The 21,969-nt window shown below is 33.5% G+C and carries 14 protein-coding genes; 9 read left to right on the forward strand and 5 right to left on the reverse strand.

The genetic code is table 11. The annotated features are described in order from the left end of the window. The first annotated feature begins 149 nt into the window (after positions 1-149). From ACM55I_RS03960 to ACM55I_RS03990, 7 genes are all read left to right on the forward strand, one after another. Positions 150-1,475, forward strand: coding sequence for an MFS transporter (locus ACM55I_RS03960; protein ID WP_416845475.1), 1,326 nt, complete (start codon positions 150-152; stop codon positions 1,473-1,475). A gap of 260 nt (positions 1,476-1,735) precedes the next feature. Beyond that, positions 1,736-4,189 (forward strand): endopeptidase La, encoded by a 2,454-nt coding sequence (gene lon / locus ACM55I_RS03965; RefSeq protein WP_416845476.1) that lies wholly within the window; start codon positions 1,736-1,738, stop codon positions 4,187-4,189. Positions 4,190-4,355: 166 nt separating this feature from the next. After that, entirely contained in the window at positions 4,356-5,375 is a 1,020-nt protein-coding gene (porQ, locus tag ACM55I_RS03970; protein WP_416845477.1) for a type IX secretion system protein PorQ, read from the forward strand. Between the two features lie 7 nt (positions 5,376-5,382). Continuing rightward, positions 5,383-6,078 carry a (d)CMP kinase gene (gene cmk, locus ACM55I_RS03975; protein ID WP_416845478.1) on the forward strand — a complete coding sequence of 232 codons (696 nt, stop codon included), beginning with the start codon at positions 5,383-5,385 and terminating at the stop codon, positions 6,076-6,078. 74 nt (positions 6,079-6,152) lie between these two features. Beyond that, positions 6,153-7,409 (forward strand): nucleoside permease, encoded by a 1,257-nt coding sequence (locus tag ACM55I_RS03980; protein WP_416845479.1) that lies wholly within the window; start codon positions 6,153-6,155, stop codon positions 7,407-7,409. A gap of 362 nt (positions 7,410-7,771) precedes the next feature. Continuing rightward, positions 7,772-9,553 carry a 30S ribosomal protein S1 gene (gene rpsA, locus ACM55I_RS03985; RefSeq protein ID WP_416845480.1) on the forward strand — a complete coding sequence of 594 codons (1,782 nt, stop codon included), beginning with the start codon at positions 7,772-7,774 and terminating at the stop codon, positions 9,551-9,553. A gap of 401 nt (positions 9,554-9,954) precedes the next feature. Beyond that, the gene (locus tag ACM55I_RS03990; protein ID WP_416845481.1) at positions 9,955-10,509 is read left to right on the forward strand and encodes a fasciclin domain-containing protein; all 555 of its coding nucleotides are present in this window, start codon (positions 9,955-9,957) and stop codon (positions 10,507-10,509) included. 122 nt (positions 10,510-10,631) lie between these two features. On the opposite strand, the gene pheT is transcribed toward ACM55I_RS03990, so the two are convergent. Beyond that, positions 10,632-13,052 carry a phenylalanine--tRNA ligase subunit beta gene (gene pheT, locus ACM55I_RS03995; protein ID WP_416845482.1) on the reverse strand — a complete coding sequence of 807 codons (2,421 nt, stop codon included), beginning with the start codon at positions 13,050-13,052 and terminating at the stop codon, positions 10,632-10,634. 294 nt (positions 13,053-13,346) lie between these two features. Here pheT and ACM55I_RS04000 point away from each other — a divergent pair, with 294 nt between their 5' ends. Both ACM55I_RS04000 and ACM55I_RS04005 read left to right on the forward strand, forming a co-directional pair. Further along, entirely contained in the window at positions 13,347-14,852 is a 1,506-nt protein-coding gene (locus ACM55I_RS04000; protein ID WP_416845483.1) for an aldehyde dehydrogenase family protein, read from the forward strand. 196 nt (positions 14,853-15,048) lie between these two features. Beyond that, complete coding sequence (locus ACM55I_RS04005) at positions 15,049-15,423, forward strand: DUF779 domain-containing protein (RefSeq protein WP_416845484.1); 375 nt, start codon at positions 15,049-15,051, stop codon at positions 15,421-15,423. A gap of 3 nt (positions 15,424-15,426) precedes the next feature. On the opposite strand, the gene ACM55I_RS04010 is transcribed toward ACM55I_RS04005, so the two are convergent. The 4 genes from ACM55I_RS04010 to ACM55I_RS04025 form a co-directional block, all read right to left on the reverse strand. Beyond that, on the reverse strand, positions 15,427-16,353 hold the full coding sequence (locus tag ACM55I_RS04010) for an AraC family transcriptional regulator (protein ID WP_416845485.1): 927 nt from the start codon (positions 16,351-16,353) through the stop codon (positions 15,427-15,429). Between the two features lie 72 nt (positions 16,354-16,425). Further along, entirely contained in the window at positions 16,426-17,289 is an 864-nt protein-coding gene (locus ACM55I_RS04015) for a bestrophin family protein (RefSeq protein ID WP_416845486.1), read from the reverse strand. A 28-nt stretch (positions 17,290-17,317) separates the two neighbouring features. Beyond that, the gene (locus ACM55I_RS04020) at positions 17,318-18,628 is read right to left on the reverse strand and encodes a TolC family protein (protein ID WP_416845585.1); all 1,311 of its coding nucleotides are present in this window, start codon (positions 18,626-18,628) and stop codon (positions 17,318-17,320) included. A gap of 172 nt (positions 18,629-18,800) precedes the next feature. Then, positions 18,801-21,896, reverse strand: a complete 3,096-nt coding sequence (locus ACM55I_RS04025; protein WP_416845487.1) for an efflux RND transporter permease subunit — start codon at positions 21,894-21,896, stop codon at positions 18,801-18,803. Positions 21,897-21,969: the final 73 nt, after the last annotated feature.

The following is a 21,969-nucleotide window of genomic DNA, read 5'->3' on the forward strand; positions in this document are numbered from 1 at the left end:
TATCAAACGAGAATAGCCTATTTTTTTATTTTAACTGTAATGATATAGAGTTGATTATGTGTTAATAATGATTTATTAACGTCAAATTAGTTACTTTTTGAATCATACTAAATAAAAAATAAATAAATTCGCAACATAAAAAAAGAAACATGGCAGATTTACCAAAAGGCTGTAAAAAATTATTAAATGCTTGGGCTTTTTATGATTGGGCAAATTCAGTTTATCCATTAGTCATTTCGTCTGCAGTCTTTCCTATTTTTTATGAAGCATTATTTTCAGACAGGAATCATTATATATCTGTTTTTGGTTTTAGTATCAAAAACACTGCGTTGATTAGTTTTGTTACAGCATTTGCCTTTTTAGTAGTGGCGCTAATTTCTCCTTTGTTATCAGGAATCTCAGATTATGTTGGTAATAAAAAATCTTTTATGAAGTTTTTTTGTTATTTAGGAGCCTTATCCTGCGTGGGATTGTATTGGTTTAGTTTAGAAAATATTTATATCAGTTTATTATTTTATTTTTTAGGTTTGATTGGCTTTTGGGGAAGTTTAGTGTTTTACAATTCGTATTTGCCTGATATTGCTTTTGTTGAACAACAAGATGAAACTAGTGCCAAAGGATATTCTTATGGTTACATAGGAAGTGTTATATTGTTGATTATCAATTTAGGCATGATCATGATGCCGGATATTTTTGGTATAACAGGAACTAAAGGAGAAGCTGCAATGAAAGCCATGCGATACTCTTTTATCATGGTAGGAATATGGTGGATTGTTTTTAGTCAATATACGTATTATTATTTACCAAAAGGAAGTAGAAATGCGGAGCGCAAAGCGACTAAAGCTTTAGTTTTTAATGGATTTAGAGAATTAAAAAAAGTTTGGCATTTATTGGAAGAAAATAGTGTCTTAAAAAAATATCTCATTAGTTTTTTTGTTTATAGCATGGCTGTTCAGACAGTTATGCTTATCGCTACTTATTTTGGGGCACAAGAAATTACTTGGGCATCAAAAAGTGAAAGTACAACAGGTTTAATTATTTGTATTCTATTAATTCAGTTAGTAGCCATTGTTGGTGCTGTTTTAACCTCAAAAGCTTCAGAGAAGTTTGGAAACATTCCTACACTTATTGTGATTAATTGTTTTTGGGTTTTATTATGTGCAGCTGCTTACTTTATAACTTTACCCATACATTTTTATATTATGGCTGGTTTAGTAGGACTCGTAATGGGCGGAATTCAGGCTTTATCACGTTCAACCTATTCTAAATTATTACCAGAGACAGAAGATACGGCTTCCTTTTTCAGTTTTTATGATGTTGCCGAAAAAATTGGGATTGTTATCGGAATGTTGGTTTATGGAATTATTGACCAAATTACCGGAAGTCCGCGATTTGCGATAGTTTTCTTAGGAGTGTTTTTTATAATAGGTGTTGTTTTATTGAAAAGAGTACCCAAAAACAATGCTTTGAATTAATAAAACATAAAATAGCATTTCTGATTTTTGTTTTTTATACTTTAAAAAACAGCTATTTTCCTAATTATTGTTTTTAAATTTTTTCTTTATTTGTAAGAAGATGTAATCGATTTTACTTTCACTTTGGCATAATGATTGACTCTTTTAGTGTTAAGCTAATTAATCAGGTCATATATCGATTTATTTAAAATCACTGCTATGATACTTGATATTTGCTTGACAAATTAAAATTTTTAATGACAAAAAGACTTAAATAATATATGTCAAATCATAAAATACTTACTATTGACAATCTGTCACTTCAAGAATTTGATTCTGAAGCTGATTTAATCCCTTTATTGACTCCTGAAGATGAGGAGGAAATGAATAACGAAGCATTGCCAGATTCTTTGCCTATTTTACCATTACGTAACATGGTTTTATTTCCAGGAGTTGTTATACCAATTACGGCCGGACGAGATAAATCAATTAAATTAATCAATGATGCCAATGCAGCAGGTAAAATCATTGGTGTAGTAGCTCAAAAAAATGAGCAAGATGAAGATCCAACTCCAGAAGATATTCATAGTATAGGTACAGTAGCTCGAATTTTAAGGGTTTTAAAAATGCCTGATGGAAATATCACCGTTATACTTCAAGGGAAAAAGCGATTTGAAATTGATTCTGTAATTGCCGAAAGTCCTTATATAACAGCAAAAATTAAAGAAGTCCCAGAAAAAAGACCGAAAAAACAGGATACAGAGTTTATCGCAATTCTTGATTCTGTCAAAGAATTAGCGATTCAAATTATAAAAGAAAGTCCAAACATTCCTAGTGAAGCTACATTTGCGATTAAAAACATTGAAAGTCAATCATTTTTAATCAATTTTGTTACTTCAAATATGAATTTAACGGTTAAAGAAAAGCAAGATTTATTAGCTATTAATGAGTTGAAAATTAGAGCTTTAGAAACTTTACGTTATATGAATATTGAGTTGCAAAAACTCGAATTGAAAAACGATATTCAATCTAAAGTTCGTTTTGATTTAGACCAACAACAAAGAGAATATTTCCTTCATCAACAAATGAAAACAATCCAAGAAGAATTGGGTGGTGTTTCACAGGAAGAGGAAATGGATGAAATGTTGCAAAAGTCTTTGACTAAGAAATGGGACGAGAAAACTAAAAAACATTTCGAAAAAGAATTGTCTAAAATGCGTCGCATGAATCCTCAAGCGCCAGATTTTGGTATTCAAAGAAACTATTTAGAGTTGTTTTTGGAATTGCCTTGGGATGAATATTCTAAAGATGATTTTGATTTAAAGAAAGCGCAAAAAATATTAGATAGAGATCATTTTGGTCTTGAAGATGTTAAGAAAAGAATGATTGAACATTTGGCAGTTTTAAAATTGCGAAATGATATGAAATCACCGATAATTTGTTTGACAGGACCTCCGGGAGTTGGAAAAACATCTATCGGAAGATCTATCGCAGAAGCATTAGGTAGAAAATATGTTAGAATTTCATTGGGTGGTTTACGTGATGAAGCTGAGATTCGTGGACATAGAAAAACCTATATTGGCGCAATGCCGGGAAGAATAATCCAAAGTTTAAAAAAAGCTGGAACCTCAAATCCTGTATTTGTTTTAGATGAAATCGATAAATTATCGAATAGTAATCAAGGTGATCCATCTTCGGCATTATTGGAAGTTTTAGATCCGGAACAAAACAATTCGTTTTATGATAATTTTCTTGAAATGGGATATGATTTGTCGAAAGTGATGTTTATTGCTACTTCAAATAATATGGCTGCGATTCAACCTGCGTTGAAAGACAGAATGGAAATCATCAAAATGTCTGGTTATACAATTGAGGAAAAGGTAGAAATTGCGCGTCAGCATTTGTTTCCAAGACAATTGAAAGAGCATGGTTTGACTACCAAAGATTTAACCATTGGAAAAAAACAATTAGAAAAAATTGTAGAGGGATATACACGTGAATCGGGAGTTCGTGGTTTAGAAGCTAAGATTGCTCAGGTAATTCGTAATGCCGCAAAATCTGTTGCAATGGAAGAACCGTATAACAAGAAAGTAACTGACGAAGATATTATAAAAACATTGGGTGTTCCAAGATTAGAAAGAGACAAATACGAGAACAATGATGTTGCTGGTGTGGTAACTGGCTTGGCTTGGACTTCTGTCGGCGGTGATATTCTTTTCATAGAATCGTTACTTTCTCCAGGAAAAGGAACTATGACAATTACTGGGAATTTAGGTACGGTAATGAAGGAATCTGCAATGATTGCTTTAGAATATATCAAGGCAAATGCTAAATTTTTAGGGTTGGATTCGGAGATACTTTCTAAATACAACATCCACTTACACGTTCCGGAAGGAGCTACTCCAAAAGATGGTCCTAGTGCCGGGATTGCGATGTTGACTTCATTAGTTTCGTTGTTTACACAAAAACGAGTTAAGAAAAACTTGGCAATGACTGGAGAAATCACCTTGCGGGGAAAAGTTTTGCCAGTTGGCGGCATAAAAGAAAAGATTTTAGCAGCCAAAAGAGCCAATATCAAAGAAATTATTTTATGTCACGAAAACAAAAGTGATATTGATGAAATAAAACCAGAATACCTTGAAGGTTTGACTTTTCATTATGTTAAAGAAATGAGCGAAGTGCTTAAATATGCTTTGACTGATCAAAAAGTAAAAAATGCAAAAGATCTGAAATAACAGATAACAAGTAATAAGATCTGAATTCCAAATTTCAAAACCTGTTCTGCAGTGCTTTGAATTTGGAATTTTATTTATAATTACGAGTTTGAAAGTTGCTGTTTATTGTATTTATAATTTTATCTTCGCATTTGCGTTTTACCTTACATAAATCGCGATTTAAAGCATGCTAAAAAAACTTTTATCATACTCCTTAGTTTTTATTTGCGCTGTATCTTACGGTCAAATAGGAGGGAAGTACACCTATCAGTTTTTGAACTTGGTCACTTCGCCAAGACAAGCAGCTTTAGGAGGCAAAACGGTAACAATTTATGACGATGATGTGAATCAGGTCAATTTTAATCCGGCAACATTGAATGCAGATATGGATAATCATCTGGCATTAAATTATGGAAGTTATTTCAAAGAAGTGACGTATGGAACGGCTTCTTATGCTTATACTTATGACCGTCATTTGCAAACTTTTCAGGCTGGTGTCAATTATGTAAATTATGGTAATTTTGATGGTTACGATGAAAATGGTCAGCCCACATCCACATTTACAGGAAGTGAAATTGCTCTTTCCCTAGGTTATGCGTACAATATTCCTAACACAACTATTTATTTAGGTGCGAATGCTAAATTGATTTCTTCGACTTTAGAAAGCTATAGTTCTTTGGGAGGGGCGATTGATATTGGTGCTCTTTTTATAGATGAAAGAAATGATGTGAATTGGGGTTTGGCAATACGAAATATAGGAACTCAATTTACAACCTACAATGGTACTAATGAAAAACTGCCACTTGAAATTATAGCAGGTGTTTCACAAGAATTAGAAAATGTACCGATTCGCTGGCATCTCACACTGGAAAATTTGCAACAATGGAATATTGCTTTTTCTAATCCTGAAAGAGCCCAATCTTCAATTGATGGGAGTTCCACCGCAGAAAAAGTATCAGTAATAAATAATGCGTTGCGCCATGTAATTATGGGAGTGGAGCTTTTTCCTAAAAAATCGTTTAATATTCGATTAGGTTATAATTTTCGAAGAGCAGAAGAATTACGACTTTTGGAACAACGTAATTTTTCGGGAGTCTCTTTAGGGTTTGGATTAAAAATGAATAAATTAAAATTCAATTATTCGTATTCGAAGTATACATTAGCGGGAAATACGAGCTTATTTGGTTTAACTATTAACTTGCAATAACATTATTTTGGATAAAAAAATTACCATAGCAATTGACGGATTTTCATCCACAGGAAAAAGTACATTAGCAAAACAGCTAGCAAATCACTTGGGATATGTATATGTAGATACAGGAGCAATGTATCGCGCCGTTACCTTTTTTGCGATGCAAAACGGATACATAAATGCGGATTCTTTTGATAAAGAAACATTGATTAACAGTTTGCCAAGTATAAAATTACAGTTCAAATTCAATCCTGATTTGGGTTTTGCCGAAATGTATTTGAATGATGTCCATGTTGAAAAGGAAATACGAACTATCGAAGTTTCTAATTTTGTTAGTAAAGTGGCTGAAATATCGGAAGTGCGAGCCAAATTAGTGGAGCAGCAGAAAGAAATGGGTAAGGATAAAGCAATTGTTATGGACGGTAGAGATATTGGGACCATCGTTTTTCCGGATGCAGAACTTAAAATTTTTATGACAGCAGGAGCAGATACCCGAGCGCAAAGACGTTTTGATGAATTGCAGGAAAAAGGAGATTCAGTTACGTATGAAGAAGTATTAAAAAATGTAGAAGAACGCGATTATATTGATACACACCGAAAGGATTCGCCTTTAGTGATGGCTGACGATGCTATTGAAATCGATAATTCTTACCTTACTCGTGAAGAACAATTTAAAGTTGTTTTGGATTTAGTGGATGAAGTTGTTAAAACACTTTAATCTTTTGTAGATTTCTTTTTTAATATTAGATTTACGCCTTGTTACTTTTTTAAATTAAAAAAACAATTCATTTTATGGGAATTAAAAATAGGTTGGTATTAATGAACTTCCTTCAATTTTTTATTTGGGGTTCTTGGTTACTTACTATTGGTGCGTATTGGTTTAATAACAAACATTGGTCTGGAACCGAATTTGGAATCATATTTTCAACAATGGGAATTTCTTCGGTTTTTATGCCGGCTTTAACAGGAATTATTTCGGACCGATTTATTAATGCTGAAAAACTATATGGCTTGCTTCATTTTTTTGGAGCAGCAGCTTTATTTTATTTGCCTCAAGTCGATAATCCTACCACTTTTTTCTGGGTCATGTTAGTGAACATGTTTTTCTACATGCCAACAATTTCCTTGTCAATAACGGTAGCTTATAATGCATTAATTGCAAAAGATATGGATGTCGTAAAAGATTATCCACCTATTAGAATCTGGGGAACCATAGGTTTTATTATTGCGCTTTGGGTGGTTAGTTTAACGCATAATGAAACTTCCGCAAATCAATTTTATATTGCAGGAATCGTTTCTATGCTATTAGGAATTTATGCATTTACACTTCCTAAATGTCCTCCAATGTGCAAGGGAGAAAAAGGTGCTTCTTTTGCACAAGCTTTGGGATTGAATGCTTTTGAATTGTTTAAACAACGAAAATTTGCTATCTTCTTTATCTTTTCTATGTTATTGGGCGCTGCCTTACAATTGACCAATGCGTATGGAGATACTTACATTCACGATTTTGCTACTGTTGATGCCTATAAAAATACAATTGCAGTTAAATACCCTGCAATAATCATGTCGATTTCACAAGTTTCAGAAACACTGTTTATATTAGCCATTCCGTTTTTCCTTAGAAAATTTGGTATTAAATATGTGATGCTGTTTAGTATGCTGGCTTGGGTATTGCGTTTTGGATTGTTTGCTTTTGGAAATCCGTCAGATGGCCTTTGGATGATTATTATGTCTTGCATTGTTTACGGAATGGCGTTTGACTTTTTTAATATCTCGGGTTCTTTGTTTGTGGAAACACAAACGGATTCAAAAATCAGAGGAAGTGCACAAGGGATGTTTATGATGATGGTAAATGGTTTTGGTGCCTTGATTGGTAGTTTTGCGAGTGGTTATATTATTCAAAAATATTTTACTATGGCTGATGGGAGTAAAGACTGGTTTCATATCTGGATCACTTTTGCCTCTTATGCTTTAGTACTTGCCATCATTTTTCCTTTTGTTTTTAAAGATAAATTTGGACCAAAAGTATTAGGAGAAATTAAGCATTAAAATCCTTTTCTTTTACATGAAACCCGATAGCTTTAAATAGGTATCGGGTTTTTTATTGCTTAAAAACCTCAAACGTCATAACTAGCCCCGATTGCAGTGGAAATCCTCCCGATTTTTTTCGGGAGATTGCAACAAAAAGCGGGAGTGGAAGTTCTATAAAACCCAAAAAGGTTGTGCTCCTGATTCTCAATCTATTATCTTGTCTATAAAATTTTGCTATTTAAGATAAATGTGTTACTTTTGCAATCCTTTTGGTGAATAAGAGTTTCCTTTAGGGTTCAACTAATTATACAAACAACTTCTGTTGTTTTCTAGCACATTAAGAAACTCGAGAGAATACAGAATACAAATTTTTAATCAGCATGTCTGAACAAGTAAAATCACAAGAAGAGTTTTTAGCAAATTTTAACTGGCACAATTTCGAAGAAGGTATTGATGCAGTAGATGAGAAAAACTTATTAGAATTCGAAGAACTAGTTTCAAAAACATTTATCGCTACTGATCAAGAAGAAGTGGTGGATGGTACAGTTGTTAGAATTACAGATAGAGACGTTATCGTTGATATCAACGCAAAATCGGAAGGTGTTATTTCATTGAACGAATTCCGTTACAACCCAGCATTAAAAGTAGGTGATACTGTTGAAGTATTAATTGACATCCGTGAGGACAAAACTGGTCAATTAGTATTATCTCACAGAAAAGCACGTACTATCAAATCATGGGATAGAGTTATTTCGGCAAACGAAACAGGAGAAATCGTTAATGGTTTTGTAAAATGCAGAACTAAAGGTGGTATGATCGTTGACGTTTTCGGAATTGAAGCGTTCTTACCAGGATCTCAAATTGATGTTAAACCAATTAGAGACTACGATGTATATGTAAACAAAATGATGGAATTCAAAGTGGTAAAAATCAACCACGAATTCAAAAATGTTGTTGTTTCTCATAAAGCGCTTATTGAAGCGGATATCGAAATCCAGAAAAAAGAAATCATCGGTCAATTACAAAAAGGACAAGTATTAGAAGGTGTTGTTAAAAACATTACTTCTTATGGTGTGTTTATTGACTTAGGTGGTGTTGATGGATTAATTCACATTACTGACCTTTCTTGGAGTAGAATTAACCACCCAAGTGAAGTTCTTGAATTAGACCAAAAATTAAATGTTGTAATCCTTGATTTCGATGATGAGAAAACAAGAATTCAATTAGGATTGAAACAATTAAACGCTCACCCTTGGGATGCTCTAGATGCTAAATTAGCAATTGGAGACAAAGTAAAAGGTAAAGTAGTAGTAATCGCTGATTACGGTGCTTTCATCGAAGTTGCTGAAGGTGTTGAAGGTTTAATCCACGTTTCTGAAATGTCTTGGTCTACTCATTTACGTTCTGCTCAAGATTTCGTAAAAGTAGGTGATGTTGTTGAAGCTGTTATCTTAACATTAGATAGAGATGACCGTAAAATGTCATTAGGTATCAAACAATTGTCTCAAGATCCTTGGACTGATATCACTGCTAAATACCCAGTAGGTTCTAAACATACAGGTATCGTTAGAAACTTTACAAACTTTGGAATTTTCGTAGAATTAGAAGAAGGAATTGATGGATTAATTTACATCTCTGACTTATCTTGGACTAAGAAAATCAAACATCCATCTGAATTTGTAAACGTTGGTGAAAAACTTGACGTAGTAGTATTAGAATTAGATGTTGAAGGACGTAAATTATCTTTAGGTCACAAACAAACTACTGCTAATCCTTGGGATCAATATGAAGATTCTTTCGCAGTTGGAACTATCCACACAGGTGAAATTTCTGAAATTGTTGACAAAGGAGCTACTGTAGAATTCGGAGATGATATCGTTGCTTTCATTCCTACTCGTCACCTTGAAAAAGAAGATGGTAAGAAATTGAAAAAAGGAGAATCAGCTGATTTCAAAGTAATTGAATTCAACAAAGAATTCAAAAGAGTAGTTGCATCTCACACTGCTATCTTCCGTGAAGAAGAAGAGAAAAATGTAAAAACAGCTACTGAAAACACTTCTACTTCAAACTCATCTACAAATGCACCAGCTGCAACTTTAGGAGACAACAATGATGTATTAGCAGCCTTGAAAGCTAAAATGGAAAAGTCAGAGAAAAAATAATTTCTTAAAACTTTTTGAATATAGAAAGCCTCACAGTCATGTGTGGCTTTTTTTTTGTTTAAAGATTTTTTAGTAGCTACTTCCTGCTATCTATTACAAACGAAGTTCACTGAACTCCAATTAAAATGAATCTATAGTGAAGTAATCTTTATGGTTTTAAAGAAAAACCATAAAGGATTTCCATTCCTATCAGGGCTAAAGCATTCGTTTCAAAAGAACTATTTTGCAGCTAATAAAACGGGTATTTTTCTGAAAATAGATCCGATAAAATGGTTTATCTAATAAATTTATTTACAAACAAATATCTTAAAATCAATTACTTATGAAATAGTTTGGTTTTTTTAAAACCAAAAGCAAAAGAACACCGTAAATGAAATTATATAACTTAAAAAATAGATTTTATGAAAACTAAAAAAATTTTATCGATTGCATTATTTGCATTAGTATTTGGAGCAACTTCTTTCGCTCAAAAAAATGTTATGGTTGGTGGAGCTGCGATGTATCCAACTAAAAATATTATTGAAAATGCCGTAAACTCTAAAGATCATACTACATTAGTTGCCGCTGTAAAAGCAGCAGGTTTAGTTGAAACTTTGCAAAGTAAAGGTCCATTCACCGTTTTTGCCCCAACAAATGCAGCGTTTGATAAATTACCAAAAGGTACAGTTGAAACATTATTGAAACCTGAAAATTTAAAAATGTTGCAAACAATTCTTACCTACCATGTAGTAGCAGGAAAAATGAATGCTTCTGATATAGCAAAAGCTATTAAAATGGGAAAAGGGAAAGCTACTCTAAAAACGGTTAGCGGCGGAACTTTGACCGCTTGGATGAAAGGAAAAGATTTATACATTACTGACGAAAATGGTAATTCTGCTAAAGTTACAATTGCCGATGTAAACCAATCAAATGGTGTGATTCATGTAATTGATGCAGTTGTATTACCAAAACAATAGTTTTTTTGATTAGAGGTTGAAAGTTGTTAATTGAAAAAGTCCTGTAATTTTACAGGACTTTTTTGTGAAAAAAAATCCCAGTTCTATTTAGAATTGGGACTTTTAATAAAATAAAATAGGTTTTATCTAAGGCTTGCTCCAAGCTCTACTTCAAAATTATTTTGCAATTTACCCATGATTTTATCAATTTGAGCATCCGTTAACGTTTTTGAATTGTCTTGAATGGTAAAGCTTAAGGCGTATGATTTTTTACCTTCGGGAAGATTATTACCCTCGTAAACATCAAATAAATTAATATCTTTCAATAGTGATTTTTCTGTTTGGCGTGCAATATTGTAAATACTATCGTACGTTACGTTTTGGTCAATAAGTAACGCTAAATCTCTGCGAACTTCAGGATATTTAGGAATCTCCGTATACTTTATTTTTGTAGCAATCAATTTCAGAATCAATGCCCAATTAAAATCAGCAAAAAATACTTCTTGTTTGATTCCAAAACTTTTCAATATGGATTTTTTAACCACACCCAATTCTACGATAATCTCTGAACCAAATCCAATTGCAATTCCCTCAGAAAACACATCGGAAGTAACCGGTAAATTTTGTGTTTTTTGAATGCCTAATCTAGAAAGTATACCATTTACATATCCTTTGAATAAAAAGAAATCGGATGGTTTTTGAGCACTTGTCCAATTTTCCTGGTTTCTGTTTCCAGAAAGGAATAAAGTCAAATGTTTGTGTTCTTCATAACCTGAAGGAAAATTATGGTACGATTTTCCAAATTCGAATAATTTTAAATCCGCATTTTTCCGATTAATATTATAGGAAATCGCTTCAAGTCCAGAGAACAATAACGATTGACGCATTGTTGCTAAATCATTGCTCAAAGGATTAAGCATTGTTACGTTATGCTCTGAATTTAAAACATCAGAAAGTGCTACATACGATGCTGTAGTCAATGAATTCGCCATCATTTCATTAAATCCTTGAGAATTTAATTGTGTGGCAATCGTATTTTGGATTTTATAATCTTCGTTTCTTGGAGAATTGGAAACCGTTGCGTTTAGTTTTTTCGAAAAATTAATGTTGTTGTATCCATAAACTCTAAGGATTTCTTCTATAACATCAATTTCTCTTTGCACATCCACACGATATGCAGGAATTGTTAATCCCAGTCCAGCATCAGAAACGCTGTTTACTTTTATGTCTAATGAAACTAATATTTTCTTAATAGTATCTTTTGGTAATTCCTGACCAATAATTTTAGCGACTTTACTAAAATTTAAAAACACAGTAAAATCTTCAATTTTCTTTGGATATACATTAATTACATCCGAAGTTATTTCTCCACCAGCTACTTCTTGAATCAATAAAGCGGCTCGTTTCAATGCGTATTCAGTAATAGTAGGATCAATTCCTCTTTCAAAACGAAAAGAAGCATCGGTGTTCAATTGATGTCTTTTGGCAGTTTTACGAATGCTTACCGGATTAAAGTAAGCACTTTCTAAGAAAATTGAAGTAGTATTTTCTGAAACTCCAGATTTTTTTCCACCAAAAACCCCTGCAATACACAATGGTCCTTTTTCATCACAAATCATTAAATCTTCCTCATGTAACGTTCTTTCGACATCATCAAGAGTTATGAATTTAGTTCCGGCAGCAAGTGTTTTTACAATTATTTTGCCATTGATTTTTGAAGCATCAAAAGCATGAAGAGGCTGACCTAATTCATGTAAAACATAATTGGTTACATCGACAATATTATTTTTTGGATTTATTCCAATCGCTTTCAATCTGTTTTGTAACCAAGCTGGTGACGCTTTTACAGTAATTCCAGAAATAGTAACGCCACAATATCTAGGAGCAAGTTTAACTTCTTTTACATCTACATCAATTTTCAATATTCTTTTATCTACTCTAAAATTACTTACTGATGGAGTTATCAATTCTACATTAACACCACTTTGTAACATTCCCGCTCTTAAATCACGGGCAGTTCCAAGATGACTCATAGCATCGGCACGATTAGGTGTTAGTCCAATTTCGAATACTTCGTCATTTTCAATCTTGAAAACGGTTGCAGCTGGAGTTCCTGCTACTAACGCATCATCCAATATCATAATTCCATCATGACTTTCACCAAGACCTAATTCATCTTCGGCGCAAATCATTCCGTGACTTTCCTGTCCGCGTATTTTTCCTTTTTTGATCGAAAAAGCCACACCTGCCGCATCATATAATGTAGTTCCAATTGTAGCAACGGGTACTTTTTGTCCTGCAGCAACATTACTGGCGCCACATACAATTTGTACAGGAATACCATTGCCTAAATCTACAGTAGTTATTTTCAGTCTGTCGGCATCCGGATGTTGGATGCAGGTAAGGACATGTCCTACAACAATGCCTTCTAATCCGCCTTTTACCGATTGGTATTTATCAACAATTTCTACTTCCAGACCTAAATCGGTTAGCAATGCTGCTGTTTCTTCGGATTTCCAGTCTATTTTAATGAATTGTTTTAACCAGTTGTAAGATATTTTCATCTGTCAATTTTAATGCGATTACTTCGTCAGTTCGACCTTCGGTCTCTTGTGCAAATATAAGGATTGCAGGTTGGAGTAAGAAACATTTTTTTTGGTTTTTTATAACTGATTTGTCACATTTCAGGAGTAGTAAAAATAATGATTTAATAGTATTAGATATAAATATATAAGAATAAAATAATAAAATAACGTTAAAAAAACACATATGAAAATTTAATGCTACTAGTTGAATGAATTGTGCTATTCTAATGATGAATAGCAGACTATTTTTGATAAAATAAAATATATAACGACATGGATAATATAGTAAAAAGACCTGAATTCAAGGCAACGTATGATAATTATATAGGAGGAAAATTTGTTGCGCCAATCGGTGGCAAATATTTTGATGTTGTTTCTCCAATTGATGGAAAAGTATTTACAAGAGCCGCACATTCGACTAAAGTTGATATTGATTTGGCTGTTGATAAAGCACATGAAGCGTTTCAAACATGGGGAAAAACATCTGTTACAGAACGCAGTAATTTATTGAATAAAATCGCACAAGTTATTGAAGATAATCTAGAATACATTGCTACCGTTGAAACCATAGATAACGGAAAAGCAATCCGGGAGACTTTAGCGGCAGATATTCCCTTGGCGATAGACCATTTCAGATATTTTGCTGGTGTAATTCGTGCAGAGGAAAGTTCTATTGCAGAACTGGATTCACAAACCGTTTCTATTGCTTTAAGCGAGCCTTTGGGAGTAATTGCACAAATTATTCCTTGGAATTTCCCAATTTTAATGGCCGTTTGGAAATTAGCTCCGGCGTTGGCAGCAGGAAATACCGTAGTTTTAAAACCCGCGGAAAGCACACCAATTTCTATTTTAGTTTTAATGGAATTGATAGGTGATATTCTTCCTCCAGGAGTTGTAAATATTGTAAATGGTTTTGGCGCAGAACTTGGAAGAGCTTTAGTAACTAACAAAAAAGTGTCAAAAGCCGCATTTACGGGTTCTACACCTACAGGTCGTTTAGTTATGCAATATGCTACCGAAAATATTATTCCAGTAACATTAGAATTAGGTGGAAAATCCCCAAATATTTTCATGAAATCTGTAGGAGATGCTGATGATGATTTCTTTGATAAAGCGATTGAAGGTGCAGTAATGTTTGCTTTAAATCAAGGAGAAATTTGTACTTGTCCTTCCAGATTATTAGTCCATGAGGATATTTATGAAAAATTTATTGCCCGAGTTATTGAAAGAACAGCGGCAATTAAATTAGGAAATCCATTGGACAGAACCACTATGATGGGAGCTCAGACATCATTAGTTCAAAAAGAGAAAATCCTGAGCTATATTAAATTAGGAAAAGAAGAAGGTGCCGAATTGTTAATTGGCGGTGAAGAAAACCAATTAAACGGGGATTTAGCAGGTGGTTACTATATCAAACCAACTCTTTTCAAAGGGCATAATAAAATGCGTATTTTTCAGGAAGAAATCTTCGGGCCTGTTTTGGCTGTGACTACTTTCAAAACAACGGAAGAGGCTATTGCTATTGCAAATGATTCGATGTATGGTTTAGGAGCTGGAGTTTGGACGCGTGATGCACATGAAATTTATCAGGTTCCAAGAGCCATTCAATCTGGTCGAGTTTGGATTAATCAATACCATTCTTATCCAGCAGGTGCTCCGTTTGGAGGGTACAAACAATCAGGAATTGGTCGTGAAAATCATAAAATGATGCTAGGACATTATCGTCAAACAAAAAACATGTTGATTTCTTATGATAAAAAGAAATTAGGTTTCTTTTAGTAGTTGCAGATTATTGGTTAATCGTAAACCTGACAGATTGTATAATTTGTCAGGTTTTATTTTAAATAAATTATACCAACCGTTACTACGACTAATTAGATTTTTTTATTTAGAAAATTTATTATACTTCTTAATGGTTAAGAAGTATAATAAATTTTAGCCTCACTTAGCGGACAATCTATTAAATAAACATACAATGACAAGAAGAATCGATGCCACAGAAAAAGCAATAGAATTAATTAAAATATTACAGGATAAACATGGAGACTTGATGTTTTATCAAGCAGGAGGATGTTGTGAGGGAACACAACCACAATGTTTTGAAAAAGGCGGTTTCTACCAGAGAATGGGCGATGTATGTATTGGAATAATAGAAAACACCGAATTCTGGGTGGATAAGGATTTATTCGAATATTGGAAACACGCTCATTTTACTTTGGATGTAATGGATGCTTTTGGAGCAGGCGGATTTTCTTTGGAAACGCCATTAAAGAAAACATTCCGAATTGAATACCGAATTTTCACACCACAAGAAGAAAAATCGCTTGAGCCTCTAAAATATATTGAATAATATCTAGTTTATTACATATAACAATTGATATTGTTTAGGGGTAATTCCTTCATATTTTTTAAATAACCGAATAAAGTAATTGGAATCTTCAAATCCAGATAAATAGCAAACTTCATTGATTTGTATCGTAGGGTTTTTGAGCAATTGTTTGGCGCATCTTATCTTTTCGCGGATTACAAATTCTATTGGACTCATCCCTAATTCTCTTTTAAAAAGTCTGTAAAAAGAAGTGGTGCTCATGCATGCTTTTTCGCTCAAATGTTTCATACTGACGTTTTCCTTCAAATTCAATCGGATGAATTCTACCACTTGGGTAATAGGATTTTTGGGATCTGTAAATAAACCGTCATCAATTGCTTTTGCAGTTTGCGTTTGAATAATTCGAATTAATAATTCTTGCAAAGTCAAATCGGCCAAAGCATCTTTGGTAATCGAAGTACTCATGCATTCTTTGATCAATTTGTTTATAGTCGTTGCCAGTTCTACATTGTTATAGAAGAAATAATTTTGGTAGTTCAATTGCCAGAATTGAGAATTGCCTTCTTTTGGATACCGTTCGTTTAAGAATTGGAGTGTATCGATAATTTTAGTTTGGTCTATCGCCAAAGCCAAACACTGCGTAGGATTACTTTTTGTAGCCTCAGGAAAATCGATTTTCATTTCCACATTCGAAGGAATAACAACGGTTTCGCCGGGTAAATAATCAAAGCCTGGATCATCAAAAAGATGCATTACTTTTTTGCCTCTTAACATGCTTGTCACGACCAAATCATTAAACTTCAAAGGCACTAATGCAGAAGATTCATAGGTTTCGAAAAGATTCAGTTCACAATGGTTTAAGGAATAAACAGTTCTATTTTCTACTAATGTTTTCAACGATTTCTCGTTAGATAAATGCGGTGGATTTATAAAAGCACGATTGTTATTCATAGTTTAAACTTAAAGAAGACAAAGTTTAAATTTAATGAAAATAACTAGAACTGGAACACAGTTTAACACATTTTAAATTAATTCCTCCACATGTTTTTTTATGTTTAGGGCAATTTTATGAGTGGGTAAATCATTTTCATCAGTTCCAAAAGGATCTTCGATTTCTTCGGCAATTAACTCTAAACTGGCCAAAACATAAAAGATAAAAACGACAACCGGCGCTACATAATAACCAAGACTGAAAGAATAGCCAAAAGGCAAAGTCATCACATAAAAGAAGATGAATTTTTTAATAAAAGCACTGTAAGAGTAGGGAATAGGCGTGTTTTTGATTCTTTCGCAAGCACCACAAATATCAGTGAAGGATGATACTTCAGCATTTAAAATGATCAATTGGTCCCCGGTTATTTTTTTTGAAGTATATAAATCATTGATTTTTTGAAACAACATTTGCGCTACCTGATTGGGCTTGTGTTTGTGATGGTCGATATCTAAATCCACATCGTCAAATAATTGCTTGCTGGTATCGGTATCGTTCAAATGTTTATGCAAAATCGATGCATAACTCGGAATCATTTTTCGAAAATAATTACGATCTTTTTCATCCTGTAAGATTACCGATAATTTGAGCGCAAAATTCCGACTGTTATTGACTAAACTTCCCCACAATTTGCGTCCTTCCCACCAGCGATCATAGGCTGTATTGGTTCTGAAAACTAACAATAATGAAATTACAAAACCCAACATTCCGTGCATGATGGTAATATTCTTCACGTAACTGTTGTCTGCTAATTGCCAGTATTCGACTTCTAAATACCCTATAATTCCAGAATAAGCGCCGATGGCAAGCATTATTGGGAATAAGGTTCTAAAGGTGTCTGCTTTATGGAAACGAAAGATAAAAGTAAACCAGTCTTTTGTATTGTATGAAATCATTTAGGCTAAAATTTTATCCAAATTTAAATTAAAAACTGAGATTCCCAGCTAATTCTTTCAGTGCAATTTCAGATAATTTAGCTTGAAATTGAGCATTGCTGTAGCGTACTTTTGCATTGACATAATTCAGTTGTGCTGTTCTGAATTCTAAGGTTGTAATTGTACCAATTCTGAATTTATCCAATGTGATATTCAAATTTTGTTTGGCAATAGCTTCATTCTTTTCTTCTAAAGCAATCAATTCTAAATTGGTTAAATAGGTTTGATAGGAAGTTGCTAACTGTGAATTTAGTGCTGAATTTTGTTGATCAATTGCTATTTTTGAATTGTCAATTTGAATCTTACTAATTTTTTCGTTTCGGTTTTGTGCAAATCCATCAAATAAATTCAATGAAGCACTAAAACCATAGTTCAATCCTCTGGCAGAAGATTGTGTGGTAAAACCAAGACTGGATTGACTATCAGAAAAATTATAACCAGTATTTAGTTTTACGGTTGGATAACGCGCCGCTTTTATTTGTTTCAATTGCAATTCTGAAACTCTTTTATTAATGATTTGGGTTTCTAATTGCGGGTTTTGTTTTTCTGCCAAAGCGCTTAATTCGGCAAGCAATAATTTATTGTCAACAACAATCCTATCAACCACTTTAAAATCAATTTTAGTATCTCTGGCAAGAATTTGATTCAATAGAATTTTAGTATTGGTAAATAATTCTTTTTGTCTCAATAGCGTAACTTTATCGGTGTTTAAATCCACTTGTGCATTTAAAACTTCCAGTTTTGATGCTTTTCCAATTGTAAATCGGTTTTGTGCCAAAGTCAATCGCTGATTTGAAATAACAATTGTTGAGTCTAATGCTGACAATTGCTGTTGTTGTTGTACCAAATCAAAATAGGTCGCATTGACATCACTTATTTTTGTAATTATAGTAAGTTTTAACTGGGCTTCTCCCAATTTTTGCAACTCTTTTAATTGGTCCATTTTTGCAAACATTTTTAATCCGTCAAAAACAGTCCAATCTAAACCCACACCATAAGTCAAACTATTATTTTTAGCATTATCAAGTTTGTTAACAGTGCCGTCTGATCGGGTTTGTGAAATGTTTTGAATACCATTATTGTCTACAATAGTAGCCGTAGCTTTTGGCAACATTCCCGCATTTCCTGAGCTTACGTTGGTCTTGTCTATTAATAGATTGTTCGATGCAATTTTGATTTCATAATTGTTTTCCAATGCAATTTTTACGGCATCTTCAACCGTTAATACTTCTTGAGCATTGGCTTTGACAATACAAAAGAGTATCAAAATTAAACTTCTTAATAGTAATTTGGTATTCATCATAATTCAATATCTTTTTAAGATCATTAAATTCTTGCAAACAAAAAAATATTTGAAAGAGTTAAAAAAGTATTTATTTTTTTTAATGAACTTAAACATCTTATATGTTTTAAAACATATAAGATGTTTAAGTTCATTTAAGTTTTTTGATATAAATGAAAAAGGAAATATGTTATTTTACTGCTTTTTCATATTCTTCGATGTGATCAAATTCAGGATAATGTTTTCTGGCTTTCGACCACATTAAATACATGGCTGGGATAACGAATAATGTTAAAACCAAAGAGAAAATAGTTCCGCCAACAATCACAACTCCCATTCCAATTCTACTGGTTGAAGCTGCACCAAGCGACATCGCTATAGGTAAAGCCCCTAATGAAATAGCTAAACTGGTCATTAAAATTGGACGAAGTCTGGCTTCTGAAGCTTCTAAAATTGCATCAATTTTAGATTTTCCCTGTTCTCGTAGCTGATTCGCAAATTCGACTATCAGAATTCCGTTCTTGGTTACCAAACCAATTAACATTACGGTTCCAATTTGGCTGAAAATATTCCAGGTTTGGTTGAATAGCCATAAGGAGAATAATGCTCCGGCAACGGCCATTGGTACTGTTAAAATGATAATAAACGGATCAATGAAGCTTTCAAATTGGGCTGCCAAAATTAAAAATATCAATAGTAAAGCCAAACCAAATGCGAAAGAAGTATTCGAGCTGCTTTCTACATAATCTCGTGACTCACCACCTAAATCGGTAGTAAAAGTATCGTCTAAAACTTTGGCTTTTATTTCATTCATGGCATCAATACCGTCGCTAATACTTTTGCCTGGAGCAAGACCAGCAGAAATAGTTGCCGACATATAGCGGTTATTATGATACAATTGTGGAGGATTACTTTTTTCTTCAATGGTTACCACATTGTCCATTTGAATCAATTCCCCTTTATTGTTCTTGACATACATTGAAGTTAAATCCAATGGTTTTGAACGGTCTTCTTGATTAAATTGTCCAATTACTTGATATTGCTTTCCATTTCTCATAAAGTAACCAAAACGTTGACCACTTAAAGAAAGCTGTAGGGTTTGTGCAATATCGATCACAGATATTCCTAAACTCTCCGCTTTTTCTCTGTTGATACTTACATTGACTTCTGGTTTATTGAATTTTAAATTTACATCACTTACTGCAAAAGTTGGATTCTTACCCACTTCATCCATAAATACTGGAATTTTTTCTCTTAATTTCTCAAAGTTTGGAGCTTGAATGATGTATTGAATCGGTAAGCCTCCACGTCTGTTTACAGCGATTGTAGGTTGCTCAATTACCGAGGTTTTTGCATCAGGATATTGTTTGGACCATTTAGTCAATTTTTCTGCTATCTCTTTCTGAGAATCTTTCCTTTCGTTTGGTTCTACCAAAGAAACCCTAATAAATCCACTATTCACAGACGAAGATCCAAATCCAGGTGAAGTAATCACTAAACTCACTTTTTTTCCAGGAATGGAATCATCTACTAATTTTGACATTTCCTGCATGAAACGATCGGTATACTCATAGGTAGATCCTTCAGGAGTTGACATTCGCATTACAAATCCACTACGGTCATCATATGGTGCAGTTTCTTTTTGCAAAATATTAAAAAACAAATAAATCAGTCCAAAACAAGCAATCAAAATAGGAAAACTTAACCATTTTCTTTTCATGAAACGCTGTAAAGCACTAGCGTAACTACTGTTTAGTTTTTCAAAATACGGTTCTGTACGAATATAGAATTTTGATTTTTTTTGTTCACCACCTTTCATCAAATAGGCATTCAACATTGGGGTTAAGGTCAATGATACAAATGCTGAAATTAGTACTGCTGCACCAATAACCACACCGAATTCCCTAAACAACCGCCCAACAAATCCTTCGAGGAAAATTACAGGTAAAAATACAGCGGCTAAGGTTACCGAAATCGAAATTACTGCAAAAAATATTTCATTAGATCCTTTTATTGCTGCTTCTATAGGCGTCATGCCTTCTTCTACTTTCTTGAAAATATTTTCGGTTACCACAATTCCATCATCGACGACAAGACCAGTAGCAAGAACAATTGCCAGTAAAGTCAATACATTTATAGAAAATCCAAAAAGCCACATAATAAAGAATGTTGCAATCAACGAAACGGGAATATCAATTAAAGGTCTGAAAGCAATAGCCCAATCTCTAAAGAATAAATAGATAATTAAAATTACCAAAATGATAGAAATCCCTAAGGTTTCGGCAACTTCAATAACTGATTTTTTTACAAATATGGTGTTGTCTATGGCGATATTTAACTTAATATCTTTAGGTAAGTCTTTTTTTAATTTTTCGAATTCTTTATAAAAAGCAGCTGAAATGTCTAAATAATTAGCTCCAGGAAGTGGCACAATAGCCACACCAACTAAAGGAGTGCCTGATTGTGTCATCTGAGTCTCGGTATTTTCAGGACCTAAACTTGCTGTTCCAATATCGCTTAAGCGAATTACTTTTTCACCAACTGAACGTATAATGATGTTGTTAAATTCTTCAGGCTTGGATAGATTTCCAACGGTTTTAACGGTAAGTTCTGTATTTTTCCCAGTCAGTTTTCCGGAAGGGAGTTCCACATTTTGTTTATTCAACGCATCTCGAACATCCGAAATCGTACAGCCATAAGACGCTAATTTCACAGGGTCAATCCACAAGCGCATCGCGTATCGTTTTTGTCCCCAAATTTGGACACCACTAACTCCTGGAATCGTTTCTAATCGTTGGGAAATTACATTTTCGGCATAATCACTAAGTTCCAATGCATTTCGGGTATCACTTTGTACCGTCATCGAAATAATGGCATCTCCATTGGCATCAGCCTTAGAAACAACTGGAGGAGCATCAATATCTTGCGGTAAGCTTCTGACGGCTTGAGACACTTTATCACGCACATCATTGGCAGCTTCTTCCAGATTTTTATCTAAATTAAATTCGATTGTAATATTACTGCTTCCTTGGGCACTCGAAGAAGTAACGTTTCTGATTCCGTCAATTGAGTTAATGGCTTTTTCGAGCGGTTCAGTAATTTGGGATTCAATGATATCTGAATTGGCTCCGGCATAGTTTGTCCGAATCGAAATTTGGGCCGGGTCAATCGAAGGAAATTCACGAACTCCCAGAAAGCTATATCCAATAAGACCAAATAATACAATTGCTAAATTAATGACAATGGTAAATACGGGTCTTCTTATACTTGTAGTAGATAAACTCATTTTTTGAATTATATATTAGTAATTATGAATTAGGAATTGTTGCTTCTTAATTATGATTTATATTTTAGGTACA

This window comes from Flavobacterium algoris (assembly GCF_048158525.1).
Classification (GTDB): domain Bacteria; phylum Bacteroidota; class Bacteroidia; order Flavobacteriales; family Flavobacteriaceae; genus Flavobacterium; species Flavobacterium algoris.

What these genes read in the sequence shown, in the direction of transcription:
- rpsA (WP_416845480.1), top strand. Translation starts at nt 7,772, where the DNA reads ATGTCTGAACAAGTAAAATCACAAGAAGAGTTTTTAGCAAATTTTAAC.
- ACM55I_RS04005 (WP_416845484.1), top strand. Translation starts at nt 15,049, where the DNA reads ATGACAAGAAGAATCGATGCCACAGAAAAAGCAATAGAATTAATTAAA.
- pheT (WP_416845482.1), bottom strand. Translation starts at nt 13,052, where the DNA reads ATGAAAATATCTTACAACTGGTTAAAACAATTCATTAAAATAGACTGG.
- ACM55I_RS04015 (WP_416845486.1), bottom strand. Translation starts at nt 17,289, where the DNA reads ATGATTTCATACAATACAAAAGACTGGTTTACTTTTATCTTTCGTTTC.
- ACM55I_RS04010 (WP_416845485.1), bottom strand. Translation starts at nt 16,353, where the DNA reads ATGAATAACAATCGTGCTTTTATAAATCCACCGCATTTATCTAACGAG.
- ACM55I_RS04000 (WP_416845483.1), top strand. Translation starts at nt 13,347, where the DNA reads ATGGATAATATAGTAAAAAGACCTGAATTCAAGGCAACGTATGATAAT.
- ACM55I_RS04025 (WP_416845487.1), bottom strand. Translation starts at nt 21,896, where the DNA reads ATGAGTTTATCTACTACAAGTATAAGAAGACCCGTATTTACCATTGTC.
- ACM55I_RS03990 (WP_416845481.1), top strand. Translation starts at nt 9,955, where the DNA reads ATGAAAACTAAAAAAATTTTATCGATTGCATTATTTGCATTAGTATTT.
- ACM55I_RS04020 (WP_416845585.1), bottom strand. Translation starts at nt 18,628, where the DNA reads ATGAATACCAAATTACTATTAAGAAGTTTAATTTTGATACTCTTTTGT.
- ACM55I_RS03980 (WP_416845479.1), top strand. Translation starts at nt 6,153, where the DNA reads ATGGGAATTAAAAATAGGTTGGTATTAATGAACTTCCTTCAATTTTTT.
- lon (WP_416845476.1), top strand. Translation starts at nt 1,736, where the DNA reads ATGTCAAATCATAAAATACTTACTATTGACAATCTGTCACTTCAAGAA.
- ACM55I_RS03960 (WP_416845475.1), top strand. Translation starts at nt 150, where the DNA reads ATGGCAGATTTACCAAAAGGCTGTAAAAAATTATTAAATGCTTGGGCT.
- porQ (WP_416845477.1), top strand. Translation starts at nt 4,356, where the DNA reads ATGCTAAAAAAACTTTTATCATACTCCTTAGTTTTTATTTGCGCTGTA.